At 64.0% G+C, this 16,609-nt stretch carries 17 protein-coding genes and 1 pseudogene; 7 read left to right on the forward strand and 11 right to left on the reverse strand.

Translation table 11 applies throughout. The features are described from left to right. Positions 1 to 32: 32 nt before the first annotated feature. From AB6806_RS28325 to AB6806_RS28350, 6 genes are all read left to right on the forward strand, one after another. Positions 33 to 1,088 carry an acyl-CoA dehydrogenase family protein gene (locus AB6806_RS28325; RefSeq protein WP_370956301.1) on the forward strand — a complete coding sequence of 352 codons (1,056 nt, stop codon included), beginning with the start codon at positions 33 to 35 and terminating at the stop codon, positions 1,086 to 1,088. Positions 1,089 to 1,102: 14 nt separating this feature from the next. Then, positions 1,103 to 2,248: an acyl-CoA dehydrogenase family protein gene (locus AB6806_RS28330; protein ID WP_370956302.1), complete on the forward strand. Its 1,146-nt coding sequence runs from the start codon at positions 1,103 to 1,105 to the stop codon at positions 2,246 to 2,248. Between the two features lie 22 nt (positions 2,249 to 2,270). Beyond that, entirely contained in the window at positions 2,271 to 3,074 is an 804-nt protein-coding gene (locus AB6806_RS28335; protein WP_370956303.1) for a crotonase/enoyl-CoA hydratase family protein, read from the forward strand. A 29-nt stretch (positions 3,075 to 3,103) separates the two neighbouring features. After that, the gene (locus AB6806_RS28340; RefSeq protein WP_370956304.1) at positions 3,104 to 4,012 is read left to right on the forward strand and encodes an NAD(P)-dependent oxidoreductase; all 909 of its coding nucleotides are present in this window, start codon (positions 3,104 to 3,106) and stop codon (positions 4,010 to 4,012) included. 34 nt (positions 4,013 to 4,046) lie between these two features. Then, positions 4,047 to 4,628, forward strand: coding sequence for an amino acid synthesis family protein (locus AB6806_RS28345; protein WP_370956305.1), 582 nt, complete (start codon positions 4,047 to 4,049; stop codon positions 4,626 to 4,628). A gap of 443 nt (positions 4,629 to 5,071) precedes the next feature. Beyond that, positions 5,072 to 6,094: a zinc-binding alcohol dehydrogenase family protein gene (locus AB6806_RS28350; RefSeq protein WP_370956306.1), complete on the forward strand. Its 1,023-nt coding sequence runs from the start codon at positions 5,072 to 5,074 to the stop codon at positions 6,092 to 6,094. Positions 6,095 to 6,373: 279 nt separating this feature from the next. Here AB6806_RS28350 and AB6806_RS28355 read toward each other — a convergent pair whose 3' ends face one another. The 9 genes from AB6806_RS28355 to AB6806_RS28395 form a co-directional block, all read right to left on the reverse strand. Continuing rightward, complete coding sequence (locus tag AB6806_RS28355) at positions 6,374 to 7,057, reverse strand: DUF2848 domain-containing protein (RefSeq protein ID WP_370956307.1); 684 nt, start codon at positions 7,055 to 7,057, stop codon at positions 6,374 to 6,376. 128 nt (positions 7,058 to 7,185) lie between these two features. Further along, positions 7,186 to 7,836: an ATP-binding cassette domain-containing protein gene (locus AB6806_RS28360; RefSeq protein WP_370956343.1), complete on the reverse strand. Its 651-nt coding sequence runs from the start codon at positions 7,834 to 7,836 to the stop codon at positions 7,186 to 7,188. Continuing rightward, positions 7,836 to 8,582, reverse strand: a complete 747-nt coding sequence (locus AB6806_RS28365; protein WP_370956308.1) for an ABC transporter ATP-binding protein — start codon at positions 8,580 to 8,582, stop codon at positions 7,836 to 7,838. The genes AB6806_RS28360 and AB6806_RS28365 overlap by 1 nt, the downstream gene beginning before the upstream one ends. After that, entirely contained in the window at positions 8,579 to 9,502 is a 924-nt protein-coding gene (locus AB6806_RS28370) for a branched-chain amino acid ABC transporter permease (RefSeq protein ID WP_370956309.1), read from the reverse strand. Before AB6806_RS28370 ends, AB6806_RS28365 begins: the two co-directional genes overlap by 4 nt. A 5-nt stretch (positions 9,503 to 9,507) precedes the next feature. After that, a complete protein-coding gene (locus AB6806_RS28375; protein WP_370956310.1) occupies positions 9,508 to 10,407 on the reverse strand; it encodes a branched-chain amino acid ABC transporter permease in 900 nt (299 codons plus the stop codon). A gap of 69 nt (positions 10,408 to 10,476) precedes the next feature. After that, the gene (locus tag AB6806_RS28380) at positions 10,477 to 11,769 is read right to left on the reverse strand and encodes an ABC transporter substrate-binding protein (RefSeq protein WP_370956311.1); all 1,293 of its coding nucleotides are present in this window, start codon (positions 11,767 to 11,769) and stop codon (positions 10,477 to 10,479) included. 136 nt (positions 11,770 to 11,905) lie between these two features. Beyond that, positions 11,906 to 12,286 (reverse strand): cupin, encoded by a 381-nt coding sequence (locus tag AB6806_RS28385; protein WP_370956312.1) that lies wholly within the window; start codon positions 12,284 to 12,286, stop codon positions 11,906 to 11,908. Between the two features lie 18 nt (positions 12,287 to 12,304). Continuing rightward, a complete protein-coding gene (locus AB6806_RS28390; protein WP_370956313.1) occupies positions 12,305 to 13,768 on the reverse strand; it encodes a 4-hydroxyphenylacetate 3-hydroxylase family protein in 1,464 nt (487 codons plus the stop codon). A 23-nt stretch (positions 13,769 to 13,791) separates the two neighbouring features. Further along, on the reverse strand, positions 13,792 to 14,310 hold the full coding sequence (locus AB6806_RS28395) for a flavin reductase family protein (RefSeq protein ID WP_370956314.1): 519 nt from the start codon (positions 14,308 to 14,310) through the stop codon (positions 13,792 to 13,794). A 95-nt stretch (positions 14,311 to 14,405) separates the two neighbouring features. On the opposite strand from AB6806_RS28395, the gene AB6806_RS28400 reads away from it, so the two are divergent. Then, entirely contained in the window at positions 14,406 to 14,951 is a 546-nt protein-coding gene (locus tag AB6806_RS28400; RefSeq protein WP_370956315.1) for a MarR family winged helix-turn-helix transcriptional regulator, read from the forward strand. Positions 14,952 to 15,417: 466 nt separating this feature from the next. Here AB6806_RS28400 and AB6806_RS28405 read toward each other — a convergent pair. Beyond that, positions 15,418 to 15,629 (reverse strand): annotated as a pseudogene (locus AB6806_RS28405) (DNA-binding protein). Between the two features lie 378 nt (positions 15,630 to 16,007). Next, entirely contained in the window at positions 16,008 to 16,523 is a 516-nt protein-coding gene (locus tag AB6806_RS28410) for an Lrp/AsnC family transcriptional regulator (protein ID WP_370956316.1), read from the reverse strand. Positions 16,524 to 16,609: the final 86 nt, after the last annotated feature.

Consider the following 16,609-nt stretch of genomic DNA (forward strand, 5'->3'; position numbering starts at 1 on the left):
CCGCGATCCAACACGACAGCCGGGAGATCGGCATGGACGAGGTCAGCAATATCGTCATCGAGACGGCCTCCCGTCTCTTCGCCGACGCCGTGACGCCGGACGTACGTCGGGCTGCGGATGCTGGCGGCTGGCCGCAGTCGCTTTGGCAGGCCGTGGAGGACGCCGGGCTCTTAGCGGCGATGATACCGGAAGACGTAGGGGGGCTCGGCGTCGAGCCAGAGGCGGCGGCGGAACTGGTTCGCCTGTGCGGGTATTACGGGTTGCCGGTGCCGCTGCCCGAAACCATGCTGGCCACGCGACTGCTCGCCGAGGCTGGTTTGGCGGCGCCTGCGGGGCCGATCGCCTTTGCCGGTGCCGGCCGCGACGATGCGCTGTCTCTCGTCGGCGAGGGAAGCGATCGTCGCATCGCGGGCAGGGCGCATCGCGTCGCCTGGGGCGGGAGGGCGGGGGCCTTGGCCGTGCTCTGTTCGTCCCGCGACGGGCAGCATCTCGTCCTGCTCGGCCGCGACGACTATGCCGTCGAGCCGGGTAGCAACATCGCTGGAGAACCGCGCGACACTGTTCTCATTTCCACGCAGCTCGTGTCTGGCCGGATGGCGCAAACCAAGCTTCAGCCCTCGGATCTGTGGCAGATGGGGGCCTGCCTGCGCAGCCTCGCCATGTCCGGCGCGCTCGAAAGGGTTTTGGACATCACGGTTCGCTATGCCGGTGAGCGCAGCCAGTTCGGCAAGCCGATAGGTCGCTTCCAGGCAGTCCAGCAGAATCTCGCGATCCTGGCCGGACAGGTAGCGGCCGCCAACGGTGCTGCGGCGCTGGCCGGTGACACGCTGGCGGGCGGGAGCGGGGCTGAGGCAGCGGCTGCCGCCAAGATCAGGGCCGGGGAGGCGGCTGGGATCGGCGCCGCCATCGCCCATCAGGTCCATGGCGCCATCGGCTTTTCCCAGGAGCATGAGCTGCACCTGTTCACGCGGAGGCTCTGGTCATGGCGGGACGAGTTCGGCGGCGAGGCCGAATGGAGCCGCTTCCTTGGCGAGAGAGCGCTGAAAAAGGGCGCCGACGTGCTTTGGCCCTTCATCGCGGCGGCTTGAGCGGGAGCGGATTCATGTCCCATTTCACTTTCCCAAGGCCGCCCGCCGCGCCCGGATCCGAGGCGCTGCGGGATGAGGTCCGCGCCTTCCTCTCGGAGGAACTGGCGACCCGCCGGCCCGTGGAACGCGCCCAGTCATGGAGCGGTTTCGACGCCGGATTCAGCCGCAGGCTCGGAGCGCGCGGCTGGATCGCCATGACATGGCCGAAGCGCTACGGCGGGCATGAGCGCAGCGCGCTCGAGCGCTATGTCGTAATGGAGGAGCTGCTCGCCGCCGGCGCGCCCGTGGCGGCGCATTGGATCGCGGACCGGCAGAGCGGCCCGCTCCTGCTGCGCTATGGCAGCGAGGAACAGAGCAGCAGCATCCTGCCGCGGGTCGCCGCAGGCGAGTGCTATTTCTGCATCGGCATGAGCGAGCCTGATTCCGGCTCCGATCTCGCCGCCACGCGCACCCGGGCCCGGCCTGTCGATGGTGGCTATCGTGTCAATGGTACCAAGCTCTGGACGACCTATGCGCATGAATCGCATTACATGATCCTGCTGGCGCGCACCTCCGACGAGGGGGAGCGGCACAACGGCCTGAGCCAGTTCCTCGTCGATCTCGCCACGCCGGGCATCGCCATCAAGCCTGTGCTCGACATCTCCGGCGCACACCACTTCAACGAGGTCAATTTCGACGACGTCTTCCTGCCGCCCGAGAGCCTGCTCGGCGCACCCGGACAGGGTTGGGCGCAGGTGATGAGCGAGCTCGCCTTCGAACGCAGCGGGCCGGAGCGCTTCCTGTCCTCCTTCACCCTAATCTTGGAACTTGCGCGCGTGATCGAGCGGCATCCGTCGCCGGCGGGCGCCGAGGCACTGGGTCGTTTGGCGGGGCATCTCATCGTCCTGCGCCGCCTTTCTCGCTCGGTGGCTGGCATGTTGCAGGCGGGGGAGAATCCGCAGCTGCAGGCCTCGCTAGTGAAGGACCTCGGCGCCGTGCTGGAGCAGGAGGTGCCAGACATCGCGCGCCGGCTCGTCGGCAGCGAGCCCTTTCTGGCCGCAGCCGACGACTATGGGCAGGTGCTCGCCCATACAATCCTCAACGTTCCCGCCTTTTCCTTGCGCGGCGGCACGCGCGAGATTCTGCGTGGCATCATTGCCCGCGGCCTCGGCCTGCGCTGATGCGAAACCGGAAAGTCTCCCGATGAGCGACGCTGTTCTCTACGATATGGACGATCGCGGAATCGTCATCCTCACCTTGAACCGTCCCGATCTGCGCAACCCGATTTCCGACGAGGACGTGCTGCAGGCGCTTCTCGCCGCCCTCGACCGCCTGCAGCGGGACCGGGTGGCCCGTGTCGCCATCCTGACCGGAGCGGGCAGTGCCTTTTCCTCCGGCGGCAATCTCAAGAAAATGGGCAAGGGCGGCGGCCTCAACGACCTGCTGCCAGCGCGTACTCGGCTCAACTATCGCTTCGGCATCCAGAAGTTGCCATTGGCTTTCGAAACGCTCGAGGTGCCCGTGATCGCCGCGGTCAATGGCCCCGCCATTGGGGCCGGCTGCGACCTGACGCTGATGTGCGACCTGCGGGTCGCTTCGGAGAAGGCAATCTTCGCTGAAAGCTTCGTCAAGATCGGCATTGTCCCCGGCGACGGCGGCGCCTGGTTGCTGCCGCGCATCGTCGGCTTCTCCAAGGCCTGCGAGATGGCGCTGACCGGCGAGCCGGTCGATGCCGCCGAGGCGCGTGCCATCGGGCTGGTCTCCTCGGTCGTACCTCATGACGAACTACTCGATGCTGCCCGCCGTCTCGCAATGCGCATCGCAGTCAATCCGCCCCATGCGGTGAGAATGACCAAGCGGCTCCTGCGCGAAGCCTGGACCGCGCGCCTGGAGCCGCTGCTGGAGATGTCGGCTGCCATGCAGGCGCTCGCCCACGAGACGCAAGACCATCGTGAGGCGGTGGCAGCGTTGTTGGAGAAGCGTGCTCCGAATTTCACCGGCGAATGATGGCGGCAGACGCCACAGGGAGACGCCTCATGCGCATAGGGTTCGTTGGTCTGGGAATGATGGGGTTCCCCATGGTGGAGAATCTCGCCGGCGGCGGAGAAGCGGAAGTCCTTGCCTTCGACAGGGATCGCGGAGCGCTCGTCCGCTTGTCCACTCTGCCATCCTATGGCGATACGCTTTCGGCTTGCGAGGACCTCGCAGCGCTCGCCCGCTGTGACGTGGTCATCACCATGCTGCCCAACAGCGCGATCACCTCGCGGATCATCGAGGGTGGAGGTGGTGAGACCGGGCTCAGCGGGATCCTGGCGCGTGGCGCGACGATCGTCGATATGGGTTCTTCCGATCCGATGGAGACGCTCAGATTGGCGCCGCTTCTCGAAGCGGCCGGGATCGCCTTCGTCGACGCACCCGTTTCCGGCGCGGTCGCCAAGGCGCGGGCCGGGACACTGGCGATCATGGCCGGAGCCGACGATGACACCTTCGCCCGCGTCGAGCCGATCCTTTCGCGCATGGGGTCGACGTTAATCCGATGCGGCGCCGTCGGCTCCGCCCATGCGATGAAGACACTGAACAACTATGTCTATGCCGCAGGCCTACTCGCCGTCTCCGAAGCCCTGGCAATCGCCGAGCGGCTGAACCTCGATGCCTCTATCTTCGCCGATGTGCTGAACGCCTCGAGCGGCCGCAATGTTGCCAGCGAGACCAAGCTCAAACAGTTCATCATCCCGCGTGATTTCGCCGGCGGCTTTGCACTGGCACTGCAGGCCAAGGATCTCGCGACGGCGACGAAGCTGAAGGAGGTAACCGGCCTCGACGCGCAGCTTCTCGGCCTGTGCGACGCCGTCTGGAGACGGGCGCTCGAACAAGCGGAGCCTGGCGCAGACAATACGACAATCTACCAGCACGTCGCGCGACGGACCGCAGCCGTTGCCACCTAACGCACCTGCACGAAAGCCGAACGGAGACAGACGCATGTCGCTCATCCACATCCGCAAGCGCAGCCTGATCGTCGAGACCATCCATCACGAGGGTGGGCCGGCGCCGGAGAAGCCGCTCAAGCTCGCTGCTGCTAGTGCCGTCATCCACAACCCCTATGCCGGCCGCTACGAGCAGGATTTGATGCCCTTCATGGCGGAGCTGCGCTCGCTGGGGACGCTGTTGGCGATGGAACTCGTAGAGACGCTGGGCGGTAAGGAGAATGTCGAGGTTTACAGCAAGGCCGCCATCGTCGGCCTCGACGGTGAGATGGAGCACGGCGCGGTCTGGCACGAGGCCGGAGGCTGGGCGATGCGCTCCGTGCTTGGCGAGCCGAAGGCGATGGTGCCCGCAGTAAAAGCCGTCGCATCGGCCGGCTACAGGATGATGGTGCCCGTGCATTACATCCATGCCTCCTACGTGCGCAGCCATTTCAACAGCATCGAGATCGGCATCCAGGATGCGCCCAAGCCGCGCGAGATCCTGTTCAGCCTTGTGATGGGCACCGGCGGGCGCGTCCACTCGCGCCTCGGCGGCCTGCTCAAGGAGAATGTCAGCGTCGGCGATGGCCAGAGGTGAAGGAGGCGGCTCCCCACGGATGGTTGCACCGCCCAGCCGGAGAGCGATGACAAACAGGATGCGGGAGCGCCACACCAAGGGGAGGAACCAGACCGTGAAGCACCGTTAAGTCATGGCTGCAACCGCAGGAGCGGCTTTAAGCACGATCGCAATGCCAGCGACCGACCAAGTCTGCGTCCGAGATCAAATGGCGTCTGGCATCCAGCTTCCGAAGTCGCTCGACACCCTCCACAGCACCGGCAGGTCTTCGCCAAGCTGGTCTCGGAGAGTATCGGCGCATCGGAAAGCTGGATGGCTTCGCTCGATACCGCCAACGCCCCACATTCGATCGCCTAGCGTGTCAGGTCCAGCCTCAGATGCTGTGCCGTGCTGCGCAATTCCGTGACAGCAAACCATGACCACGGCCAATCGCATTGGCCAAAAGGTAAAGCTCGCGAGGATAAATGAAAGCAACCGCCTATCGCAAAGCCGGACCTGCGACAAATCCCGATGCCTTCGTGGAAATCGATCTGCCGTGTCCAGAGCCTGGACCGCGTGACCTGCTGGTCCGCGTTCACGCTGTTTCAGTGAACCCAGTCGATACCAAGATCCGCGCCTCGGGCAACCCCAAGGACGGCGAAGCGCGCATTCTCGGCTTCGATGCGGCGGGTACGGTGGAAGCCGTCGGAAACGAAGTAACCTTGTTCGCCCCCGGCCATGAAGTCTTCTATGCAGGCGAGGTAACCCGCCCAGGCAGCAACGCTGAGTTCCAGCTCGTTGATGAACGGCTCGTCGGACACAAGCCGCGCTCGCTCAATTGGGCGGACGCGGCTGCTCTCCCATTGACGAGTATCACAGCGTGGGAATTGCTGTTCGACCGGCTCAGGGTTCCCTATGGCGTCAAGCGCAAAGCCGGAACCCTGCTGGTGATCGGAGGCGCAGGCGGAGTTGGATCGATGCTGATTCAACTCGCCTGCAGGCTCACCGGTCTCACCGTGGTTGCTACCGCCTCACGTGCCGAATCTGTCGATTGGTGCCGCAGACTTGGGGCTCATCACGTGATTGATCATCGCCAGCCACTGTCACAGGGGTTGGAAGCGGTTGGATTGCGTTCTGCGGAGTACGTCGCCAGCCTCACGGCCTCCGATCTCCATCGAGTTGAGGTGATTAAGCTCATCGCCCCGCAAGGCAATCTCGCCATCACCGATGCTCCATCTAGCTATGACGTCGTGCCGCTCTTGAAGAAGGCTGTTACTATCGCGGGCGAGGCGATGTTCGTCCGGTCAATCTTCAAGACCCCTGACATGATCGAACAGCATCGTTTGCTCAACGAGGTGGCAGAGTTGGTCGATGCCGGGCTGTTGCGCACGACCGCGATGCAGAACATGGGCCTGATGCGCCCGGAAAGCCTTGCTAAGGCGCATGCCGCGGTTGAGAGCGGCACGACAATCGGCAAGATCACACTGAGAGTTTCCGAATTAGGTTAGCGGTACAAACTTCGCGGCGACGCTGAAGGCCCATCTCGCTCATGTGCCCAGGCGCAAGCCGATCGAGATCTGGTTTCAGGACGAGGCTCGCATCGGCCAAGTATTCGCGCTTTCTTATATTCGCTAGTCATTCGCGTTTTGCGAGATCGCGCGGCGGCTCTGCCTTGGCGCAAATATTTCTGAACTGGTGCGCGCGTGCCAAGGCCTCGGTCAGGGCAACGGAGGTGGTGCGCCTTGCAGCGAGAGCGTCCTGCAGTTCGATCAAACTCTGGTTCTTGATCAGGCGATTTCCGGCAATGGCTCGATCCAGTAGCTATGCGCGAGGCTGCGGCCGAGCACGGGGTCGAACAGCTCCATGGCGAAGACCGGCGCGGGGCGGATGCCGCCGATCGCCCCGACCGTGCCACAGATCATGCCGGTTCCATCAGGCAGGAGCGCGGTCCCGCCGGTGAAGCCGGCGATGAGCTCGAGCGGCGGGCGCAGGCTGGCCAGCGGTCCTTCCTGGTAGAGGACCCGGACCCCGTTCTCCTCGATATAGGAGCGGATGATCATCTCGTCCCAGTGCCCGGCGACCTCCGCGAAACGCCAGGCCGAGCGCGCCAGAGGCTTGGCGCAGATCTGCTTGGAGAGCGCGACTCCGAGCGTCTCGAGCTTGCGGTCTGTATGGTCGGAAGCGAGGCTGACATACATCTCGCCACCCACGCTGAAGACGAAGGTTTCGACCTCGCCAGAGCTCTCAGCCCCGAGCACCTGGATGCGGCTCGCCTGCGTCATCAGGTTCTCGGCGACACGATAATAGAGCGGCACGGTGCTTGGGCGCGGCACGCCGATGACGGCGAGCTCCTCGATATGATGCTCGATCGCGGCACGGTCGCGCCCGGCCCAGCCGGCGACGACCAGCTCGGTGAGGTGGACCTTGAGCACCTGCGCGGCCCCGCCTTCGACGACGAAATTCAGTTCCATGACATCCTGCGGATTCTGTTTGAGGGAAGGCGATGCGCCCGGGGCTATTCGAAGACGCGCGGGGCACCACAGTCAGGTTGCCTAGACAGGCACACGAGTGGGGTATCTTCAGAGGGAGTCAGGAGTGCTCAGGCGATCTCCCCGCGCTCGATCTGGAGTGTCTCGTCGGCGATCGCATCGAGCAGCGCCGGCGTCGATTCCGTGATGAGGATTGCGAGGTCCGGTCGGCCACGCCGGAGCTTGCCAAGCGTGCGCGCATAGTCGAGTGCCAGCGCTGGGGCGAGACCCTGAAAGGGCTCGTCGAGCAGCAGGGCCGTGCGCGCGACCATCAGCGCCCGGCCGAGTGCCACCATCTTGCCCTGTCCGCCCGAGACGCCGCCGCCGGGGCGCTGGCGCATGGCGTGGAGCTGCGGCAGCAATGCATAGACCTCGTCGAGCCGCCGCGCCCGCTCCGCCGCCGGCAGGCAGAGCGCCAACGCCGGCAGGAGGATGTTGTTCTCGACGGTGAACTCCGGCACCAGGCGGCGGTCTTCAGGAGCATAGCCGATGCCCTGGGCGGCGCGCCGGTAGGCCGGTGTAGAGCCGACCTCCTGCTCGTCGAGATGGACGCTGCCGCACTGCAGCGGCAGGAGCCCCATGATCGCCCTGAGCGTGGTCGTCTTGCCGGCCCCGTTGCGGCCGATCAGGATCGTCGTCCTGCCGGAGGCCAGCCCCAGCGACACCGATCGCAGCACCTGCACGCCGGCGATCGCCACCGTCACCCCTTCGATGCGCAGCATCATGCCACCCCCACGACATTGCGCAGCACGCGCGGATCCTTGAACACCTCGGACGGCGGTCCTTCGGCCATCACCGAACCGGAATCCCACACGACGACGCGGTTGGCGTAGCGCTGCACCACATCCATGTCGTGCTCGACGAACAGTGCCGTGACCTTGGCGCGGCGCAGCGCGTTCATCAGCGTCTCCATCAGGGTGAAGCGCTCGATCGTGCTGACGCCGCTGGTCGGCTCGTCGAGCAGGACGAGGCGTGGCTTGAGCGCCAGCGCCAGCGCGATGTCGAGCAGCTTGCGCCGCCCCTCCGGCAGCGCGCCGGCGAGCTGCCCGGCCCCGCCGTCGAGGCCAACCAGCGCCAGCAGCTCCTCCGCCTCGCGCCGGCGGCCATCGGCGCCGAGCGCCTTGAACGGCACCCAGATGCCGCGCTTGGCCGCCACGGCGATCATCAGGTTCTCGATTACGCTCTGGTCGAGGAAGAGCTGCGGGATTTGGAAGGAGCGGGCGATGCCGCGCTTGGCGATGCTGCGCGGGGCCATGGCGGTGATCGGCTTGCCGTCGAGATAGACCTCGCCCGAACTCGGCCGGAGATAGCCGGTGCAGAGGTTGAGAAAGGTCGTCTTGCCGGAGCCGTTCGGGCCGATGATGGCGAGGAACTCGCCCTCGCGAATTTCTAGATTGACGCCGTCGGCCGCCTGCACGCCGTAGAAGGCGATGCGCAGGTCCTTGGCCTGGAGGAGAGGCGCGGTCATGCCGGTTCTCCAAGGTGACGCCGGATCAGGCCATAGAGCCCACTCGGCAGGAAGAAGATCACGCCGATCAGCGCAGCGCCGATGATCAGGTTCCAGGCATCGGTGACGCCGACCGCGAGCATGTGCAGCACCTCGAGGAAGAGCGAGCCTATGAAGGGGCCGGCGACACCTCCAATGCCGCCTAGCACGGCGACCAGCACAAGATGGCCCGACGCCGTCCAGAAGGCGAATTCGGGCAGGATGTGGCCGATCGCCATGGCTGCGATCGCTCCGCCGATGCCGGTGAGCGCGGCCGAGATCGTATAGGCGATCAGGAGCACAAGCCTGACCGGCACGCCGAGATATTCGAGCCGGAGCTCGTTGGTGTGCACGGCGGCCAGGGCATGGCCGAGCGGGCTCGCGATGTACCGCTGGACGCCATAGCCGACGACGAGCATCAGCACGAGGCCGGCATAGTAGAGCGCGGTGTCAAAGCTCGCCTTGTCGAGCGCGATGCCGAAGAACCGCGGCACCGCCAGGCGCAGGCCGTCCGTGCCGCCGGTAATGCCGTAGAGCTTCGAGAGTAGCGCGTAGAGGACCATCGACATCGCGAGGTTGAGCATGGCGAAGAAGATCGCGCGATAGCGGACCAGGAAGGCGCCGACGACAAGGCCGGCGAGCGCTGAGGCGAGCGTGCCGAGCAGGAGCAGCACCACGAACTCGTTCAGGCCGGACCGCGCCAGGAAGGCGATGGCATAGGCGCTGACTGCATAGAACATGGCGTGGCCGATCGAGATCAGCCCGCCGCGCAGCAGCACGGCGACGCCGAGCGCGGCGAAACCGTTGGCGACGGCGAGCGTCAGCACGAATTGCAGCCATGGTGCGACGAGGGGCGCGAGTGCCAATGCGGAAAGCGCGATGAGGAAGAGGGCGGCGCGCATGGCAGTCAGATCCTCCGGCTCGCAGCCAGGCCGAACAGCCCGTAGGGGCGGATCAGCAGCACGACTAGCATGACGATGTAGGGGGCGACGGCATCGAGCGATGGCGCGAAATAGATCGCGAGCACGCGGGCAAGCCCGACGATGATCGCAGCCAGCGCCGCGCCCTCGATCTGGCCGAGTCCGCCGATTGCGGCGACCGCGAAGGCGAGCACCATGGTCTCGGCGCCGAGGCCGGGCGCGGCGCCCGCGGTCGGCGTCGCCAGCGCCCCGCCCAAGGCCGCCAGGAAGACGCCGAGCGAGAAGGACAGGGTGAAGACGCGGTTGGTGTTGATGCCGATGCTCTGCGCCATCTCGCGATCGGCGACGACGGCGGTGACGAGGCGCCCGATCCGGGTCCTGGTCAGCAGCACGCGCAGGCCGACGACCACGACGACGGCGAGCACGATCAGCAGGAGCTGGTAGTTGAGATAGACGACGCCGCCGATCTGCGTCGTGCCCAGCAGTTGCATCGGCGTATCCTCCGCGAGCGACCGCACGCCGAAGACGATGCGCTGCAGGTCCTCGAGGATCAGGAACAGGCCGAAGGTGACGAGAATCTGGATCGCCTCCAACTTGCCATAGGTCCAGCGCATCAGGCAGCGCTCGACCAGTGGGCCGAACAGGGCCGCGACGATCGCCGCGCTGAAGAGGAGGGCCGGGAAGGATAGCCAGGGATTGAGCTCCGCACCGGCGATCCATAGCCCAATCGAGGCGGCAACATAGGCGCCGATCGCGTAGAAGCTGCCATGCGCGACGTTGAGCACGCGCAGGACGCTGAAGACGAGCGTCAGGCCAACGGCGACGAAGAAGATCAGCGCCGCGCTGGCTAGACCATCGACGGCGAGCGGAATCAGGGTGTCGAGCATGGACGGCACCTGCAGAAGGGCGAGAAAAGGGGGGAGCGGGAGGGCCGCAAGGCTCCTACCTCTGGTGCGCTACTGGTAGCTGCCGGGCTTCGGCTGGGCGGCGAGGAAGGCCGGGGTCAGTGTGCCGACCCATTTGATCGCATCGTCGCCCTGGGGCGGCATCAGCGTGTCGGCCTTGTAGCGGACCATGCCGCTGATCACCGGGAACTTGTGGTCCGGCGACTTGGCGGTGACGCCGACGAGTTGGTCGACGAGGCCGTCATTGTCCTTGCGGGTCACGGTGGTGCCGGTCAGCGTCTTGACCGTGCTGCCGCGCATCGCCTCGGCGAGCTCGTCGCGTCTCGGCCACTTGCCGCCGCTCTTCTTCAGCGCAGTTTCATACGCGGTCTTCATGTAGATGATCGCGTTCGCCATCTTGATCGACGGGAAGACCGGGTACTCGCCATAGCGCTTCTCATAAGCTTCGACGAAGGCCTTGGTCACGGAGTTGGCTTTGGCGTCGGGCGACATCCACCAGCCGTCGCCGAGCACGCCGACGATCACGCCCTCCGGCAGGTTTGCGCGCTGGAGCACGGTCTCGCCCAGCGCCAACACGACCTGGCTCGAGGTGAACAGTCCGCGCGGTGCGGCCTGGCGCACGAAATTCTCGAGGTCGGCGCCCCAGAGATTGGAGAAGATCACATCCGGTCGCGAGGCCGAGAGCTTTGATATCTCGGTCTGGAAGTTGGCCGAGCCGAGCTTGGGGAACAGCTCCGCCACCACCTCGACATCGGGCTTCAGTGCCGCCATCGCTGTCTTGAAAATCAGCGCCGCGTCATGGCCGAAGGCATAGTCGGGATTGATGATGGCGATCCGCTTCACATCGGGCTTGCGCTGCAGGAGATAGAGCGCGTAGGCGACGAATTCCGGAATCGTGTTGCCGTTCGGGCGGAAATAATAGCGGCTCTTACCGTCGAGCAGGAGTTGGTGGGTGTCGCAGTTCCAGCCGATCGTCGGGGCTTGCATCTGTTCGGCGAGCGGGGCTAGCGCCAGGCAGTTGGCGCTCGACAGCGCCGCGATCATCACCTGGTTGGACTTGTCTTCGGCCAGGTGGCGATATTCGGCGATGACGCCCTGCGTGCCCTGCGCTTCGTCGACATAGGTTGCCTTCAGCGGCACGCCGCCAATCCCGCCCGTGGTATTGATCATGTCGATCATCAGCTCGGCCGCGTTCTTGCCGGGCATGCCGTAGGCCGCGGCCGGGCCCGAGGTGAAGGTCATCACGCCGAGGCCGAGCGAAGCCGGTTTCTCCTGCGCCGAGGCGGGAACCGCAAGCGCCCCCAACGAGACTGCCAGGGCGGCCATCCAAGCTGATCTGATCATGGTTTTCCTCTCCGTTGTTGGGTGGTTCTTGTCGCAGCCGCCCCCTCTGCGGCTGCAGCGGTCCCGACGATTTTTGGCGCTTGCGGGCGCGATGTCCGTCGGCGATGCCAAGAGAGTGTGGGGCTATGGGCGCGCCTCAGACCGGGTCGAAATAGTGGATCTCAAGCAGCAGACAGCCCTTCTGCGACTTGAACGGCCCGTGCGGGGCATGCGGCGGGCGGACCGCATACGTGTGCGGCGGGAAGGCCTCGCCGCCTTCGCCGTTCGCGTCGTTGCCGACGGTGAGGTCCCCCTCCATCAGATAGACCTCCTCCCAATACTCATGGGAGAACGGCGCGGTGGTGTAGACACCGGGCTGGAAACGCAGCAGGCGCGTGCGCGTACCGCGCCGGCCGTCCTCGTCGAGGGCGCCCGACAGGATCTTCTGCTGAATGCCGGTGGGATAACCGGCCGGCACTTCCCAGCCTTTCGACATGTCGAGGGTGTAGAATTCGTCGTGACTCTTGTTGACGGGCATGACGGGTCCTTTGCCGGCTCAGGCGGCCGCTTTGCTGTCGAGGTCGTAGGAATCGAGCATGGACTGGACGAGGCCGTTCGCGCCGCCCCAGTCATAGGTGCGGAAGGAGTGGCCCTTCGTCACGAAGGTCGCCCCGGCATAGAACATCTCGTATTGGTGATGGCGCGAGCCGAACTCGGAGCCAACGGCGTCCCAGGCGAGCTTGTAGAACTTCACTCGGTCATGCGAGTTGGCAGCAGGCGACTGCTGTGTCTTCTCGATCATCGACGCGATCTCGGGATTGGCGAAGTCCGCGACCGATGAGGGCAGCATGATCATGCCTCCGCCGGCGAGCTCGCGCAGCGAGTTCAGGATCTTCGGATATATCTGCTGGGTCAGCACCTGCGCCGAATAGAGCATGTGCCGGTCGGGTACGTAGTATTCGCCGTCCTGCGTGCCCTTGGCCTCCATCGCATTGACGAAGGCGTCGACCATCGCGGCCTCCGCGGCGAGCTGGCCGAGGATTTCGCGCACCTGCGGGAATTGGGTGATGCCGTTGGTTTGGGTGATGCGAAGGGCGATGCCCATCAGGAACTGCAGCTTCACCTTCAGACGGATCATCGCCTGGTAGTTCTGGTAGACATGCGCCGGCGTCGCGTGGAACTGCTTCTGGCACATCTCGACGCTGCCATCGATGAAGACCCTGTCCCACGGGACCTTGACGTCGTCGAAGAACAAGACGGCATCGTTCTCGTCGTAGCGGCTCGCCAACGGGTTATCAAAGATCGCGCCCGCCTGCGCTTCGTACGATTTGCGCGAGAGCATCTTCAGGCCCTTGGCGTTCATCGGGATTGCGAAGGAAACGGCGTAGCGTTCCTCGCCGGGCTGCATCGGCTGGATCGTGGTTACGAAGACCTCGTTGGCGACCACGCCACCGGTCGCCAGCATCTTGGCGCCGCGGATGGTGATGCCCTCGGCATCACGGTCGACCACACCAGCGGTCAGGAAGGGATCGGCCTGCTCGGCCGCGTTCTTGGAGCGATCGGCCTGCGGATTGATGATGACGTAGGTCAGGTAGAGGTCGTTGTCGCGAGCGTAGCGGTAATACGCTTCGAGTGCCGCGGCGCGGGCAGGGTCGTAACCCTCAAACACCGGAAGCCCCATGCGCATGCCGGAGATGCAGGAGGCGACGTGATCCGGTGCGCGGCCCAGGAAGCCGCCATGGATCGCCGTCCAGGCCTCAAGCGCCCGGCGCCGCTCGACCAGGTCGTCATAGGAGGTCGGCAACTGCCAGATGCGGTTGGCTCGATTGCCGGCCTCGGTCTCGAAGGTCATCAACTCGCGCCGCGACGGGTCGCCGGCGAAATCGAACAGGCCTGCGACCGACTGCGCCACATTGCGAAAGGCGCGGTCGCTGGTTACGTCCTCGAGGCGCTTGCCGTCGATATAGATCGAGCGGCCGTCGCGTAGGCTGGCAAGATGTTCCTGTCCCGATCTGGTCATGGGCTTCTCCTTTCCATTGATGGTTAGTAGTGGATGGGCAGCGGCCAAGACGGTTCGCGCTGCGTCTCGTCGACGAGGTCGCGGTAGCGACCACGGAAGAAGATCAAGGGCGCCGGACCGCCGGGACGCACTGCATGGCGCAGCACCCGCACGACGAAGATGATGTGGTCGCCGCCGTCGTAATTGGCGTAGGGCTCGCATTCGAAATGGGCGAGCGCACCGGTGATCAGCGGCGCCTGTGCATGGCCGACGGTCCGCTTGACCTCAGCCCATTTGTCGCTGAGTGCTCGGGCGAAACGGTTGGAAATGTGCTCCTGCTCCCGCGCCAGCACATTGACCGCGAAGCCCCTGGCTTCGAGCATGGCCGGCAAGCTGTTCGCCCGCCTATCGATGCTGAACAGGACGAGGGGCGGATCGACCGAAACGGAGTTGAACGAACTCATGGTCATGCCGATGAGCTCTTCGCCACTGCCCTGCGCGGTTATCACGGCCACGCCCGTGGCGAATTCACCAAGGGATTGTCTGAAGGCCCTGCCGTCCATCTTCCCCTCCGGCGGTGGCGTGCTATATTAGCTTTTATGGATAGCTTTATAACAAAGCTATCTTGCCAAGTCAACCTTTAGGAGACGAATAAGCGATGCCGATCGAAGAACGGCGCCTGACTGTGTCGAAGCCTGACCTGCTGGATGAGGGGAGCGACCTGCGTTTTCGCGACCTGCTCTATGATTTCTTTGCCTTCGGCAGCGGACTTGAGGAGGCGCGCGCGCGCTTCGCCGGCTCTATCGGGCTAACGCCGCCACAATATCTGATCCTGATTGCTGTCGGCCGCGGAACGCCAGATAGCGAGCTCGGCGTGGCGCAAGTGGCTGAGCGTCTCCATCTCAGCGGCGCCTTCGTTACTATCGAGGTGAGCAAGCTCGTGAAGATTGGCCTTGTCGAAAAGCGCCCGCATCCCAGCGATCGGCGCCGGGTCAATCTGTCCGTCACGAGCATTGGCTTCGAAAAGCTCGAGAGGCTGGCTTCTCTGCAACGCCCGGTCAACGATGCGTTATTCGCCTCTCTCGACCGAGAGACGTTCGAGAGACTGAGCGGGATCATGCGGCGCCTCGCTCAAGGTGCGGGGCAAGCTATCCATCTTGCAGATCACATCATCGCTAACGAGACTGCAAAGCTGCGGGACTGAGCGGCCGACCACTGCGTCGGCAACGGGATTGCGACCAATGAACTGAGCTCACAAGATCGCACGGCCACAGCCCTGTCCCGCCCGTGGGAATTCCGCTCCGAGTCCTCGCCACGGCACACAACCGGGGGCGCGTTGATCGGGCACGGGACACCGCGACAAGCCTCGCCTTGTCCATTCCGACTTTCGTGCTCGGCACCCTGTTCATTCTGATCTCGTGATGTTGCTGTGCATCGCGCCAGCGGAAGGAGCGTGCCATTCTTATCTTGAGGGATCCAGGCGCTCGATCTTGTGCAAGCCGCAGGAGATGCAGTCAGCCAGGCATCGAGCCAGACGCGGCGAGCCCCACAGGTCGCTGGCGTTAAAGCTCGCATAGACGTTGGCGCCAACCACCTCGTCGTCTATGGAGCGCCGGCTCGGCGAGTGCGTCAGCCAGGCATGGTGACCCGCATCATCGTGGTGAAGGGCTTTAATCCGGCAACGACCGTGAGGGTCTGCAAATCACCAAATTGGACTTGTCCCAACGATCGAGCTTGCTGACGGGATAAAGGATCGCCTTGCCAATCTTGATGAAGACGGACCGATGCGCATCGCTCTCGAGTTCCGCAGTGTCCCTTCGCTGAGCGGGCCACGGTAGCGGACTACGACTTCCTCGAGCGTAAGGTAGGCAGGGGGCGACACGCGATCTCCTGAGGACAGACGAGTACCGAGCCGACTAGTAAAGTCTGTTTCACGGTGGTGTCCCAGCGTCCGGTCATGGCGGCGGCGCAAGGCTGAATGTCTTTGCTGAGATGAGGTGAAGGGCCCAACCGACGAAACTCAAGCCAGCAGACTTAGCTAGTTGAGTGCTCACTGCCCAACCCTGGCCGGCCTCGCTGCCAAAAATCGAGGCTGGGATCCGTGCGCGGCCTGGGCCTCTGTAAGCTCAACCGCAGGCTGCTCGACACCTTCGTCCGCGAGCTGAAGGATCCCCGTGGACGCGAGTGCCGTCTTCGCGCGCGGCAGCCTGAAGCCTGAACCACTGCGGCGTAACGTCAGTCATTCCTTATGCGTCGGCCCTTAGGTCTCGGACTCCCTCTGGCTTTCCCAACACGGATCGTTGCTGTTAATCGGAGAAATCAATCTGAGCTTCAACCCGTTAACAAATTGAAGATTTGGAAGATGTTGATGTAATTGTACTGCGGTATCGGAGGCTGATGCGACGGCGAGAAATACTACAAATCCCGGCTCATCTACGCACCTGTAGAAATTGGTAATTTTTCCATACGTTTCCGCGATGCGTCTTACTTCAAAAGCGACCTGTGGCGCAAGGATGGAAGTTTTTACTTCCAACATAATGACATCGTGATAACCGAGAAGGGAGTAATTTATCTTCGCGTGGTAGCCTTCTATAACATTCGACTCCTCCAATTTCCTATGCCTTCGCAATGTTGCTGAAGGTGATAAGCAAATTCGTTCGGAGATTTCTGTATTCATGCTGCGGGCATTGTTGGACAATTCTTTAATAATTGCCAGGTCAAAGCTGTCAACATTGTCATCTTGAGCGTGAACTGAATCTTTGATTAACTTCAGCATCGAGTTCATCTCCAGGCGAACGATAATGCTCCTGACAAGGCTACAGCCGCTATAATGACCACAGTCAGGGCGAGAAAGACGAGCAA

Origin of the sequence: Allobosea sp. RCC_152_1 (assembly GCF_041360765.1) — a bacterium.
Taxonomy (GTDB): Bacteria; Pseudomonadota; Alphaproteobacteria; order Rhizobiales; family Beijerinckiaceae; genus Allobosea; species Allobosea spartocytisi.

Excerpts from the sequence above, each read along its gene's own strand:
- AB6806_RS28325 (WP_370956301.1), top strand. The coding sequence starts at position 33 with ATGGACGAGGTCAGCAATATCGTCATCGAGACGGCCTCCCGTCTCTTC.
- AB6806_RS28330 (WP_370956302.1), top strand. The coding sequence starts at position 1,103 with ATGTCCCATTTCACTTTCCCAAGGCCGCCCGCCGCGCCCGGATCCGAG.
- AB6806_RS28335 (WP_370956303.1), top strand. The coding sequence starts at position 2,271 with ATGAGCGACGCTGTTCTCTACGATATGGACGATCGCGGAATCGTCATC.
- AB6806_RS28340 (WP_370956304.1), top strand. The coding sequence starts at position 3,104 with ATGCGCATAGGGTTCGTTGGTCTGGGAATGATGGGGTTCCCCATGGTG.
- AB6806_RS28345 (WP_370956305.1), top strand. The coding sequence starts at position 4,047 with ATGTCGCTCATCCACATCCGCAAGCGCAGCCTGATCGTCGAGACCATC.
- AB6806_RS28350 (WP_370956306.1), top strand. The coding sequence starts at position 5,072 with ATGAAAGCAACCGCCTATCGCAAAGCCGGACCTGCGACAAATCCCGAT.
- AB6806_RS28355 (WP_370956307.1), bottom strand. The coding sequence starts at position 7,057 with ATGGAACTGAATTTCGTCGTCGAAGGCGGGGCCGCGCAGGTGCTCAAG.
- AB6806_RS28360 (WP_370956343.1), bottom strand. The coding sequence starts at position 7,836 with ATGCTGCGCATCGAAGGGGTGACGGTGGCGATCGCCGGCGTGCAGGTG.
- AB6806_RS28365 (WP_370956308.1), bottom strand. The coding sequence starts at position 8,582 with ATGACCGCGCCTCTCCTCCAGGCCAAGGACCTGCGCATCGCCTTCTAC.
- AB6806_RS28370 (WP_370956309.1), bottom strand. The coding sequence starts at position 9,502 with ATGCGCGCCGCCCTCTTCCTCATCGCGCTTTCCGCATTGGCACTCGCG.
- AB6806_RS28375 (WP_370956310.1), bottom strand. The coding sequence starts at position 10,407 with ATGCTCGACACCCTGATTCCGCTCGCCGTCGATGGTCTAGCCAGCGCG.
- AB6806_RS28380 (WP_370956311.1), bottom strand. The coding sequence starts at position 11,769 with ATGATCAGATCAGCTTGGATGGCCGCCCTGGCAGTCTCGTTGGGGGCG.
- AB6806_RS28385 (WP_370956312.1), bottom strand. The coding sequence starts at position 12,286 with ATGCCCGTCAACAAGAGTCACGACGAATTCTACACCCTCGACATGTCG.
- AB6806_RS28390 (WP_370956313.1), bottom strand. The coding sequence starts at position 13,768 with ATGACCAGATCGGGACAGGAACATCTTGCCAGCCTACGCGACGGCCGC.
- AB6806_RS28395 (WP_370956314.1), bottom strand. The coding sequence starts at position 14,310 with ATGGACGGCAGGGCCTTCAGACAATCCCTTGGTGAATTCGCCACGGGC.
- AB6806_RS28400 (WP_370956315.1), top strand. The coding sequence starts at position 14,406 with ATGCCGATCGAAGAACGGCGCCTGACTGTGTCGAAGCCTGACCTGCTG.
- AB6806_RS28410 (WP_370956316.1), bottom strand. The coding sequence starts at position 16,523 with ATGCTGAAGTTAATCAAAGATTCAGTTCACGCTCAAGATGACAATGTT.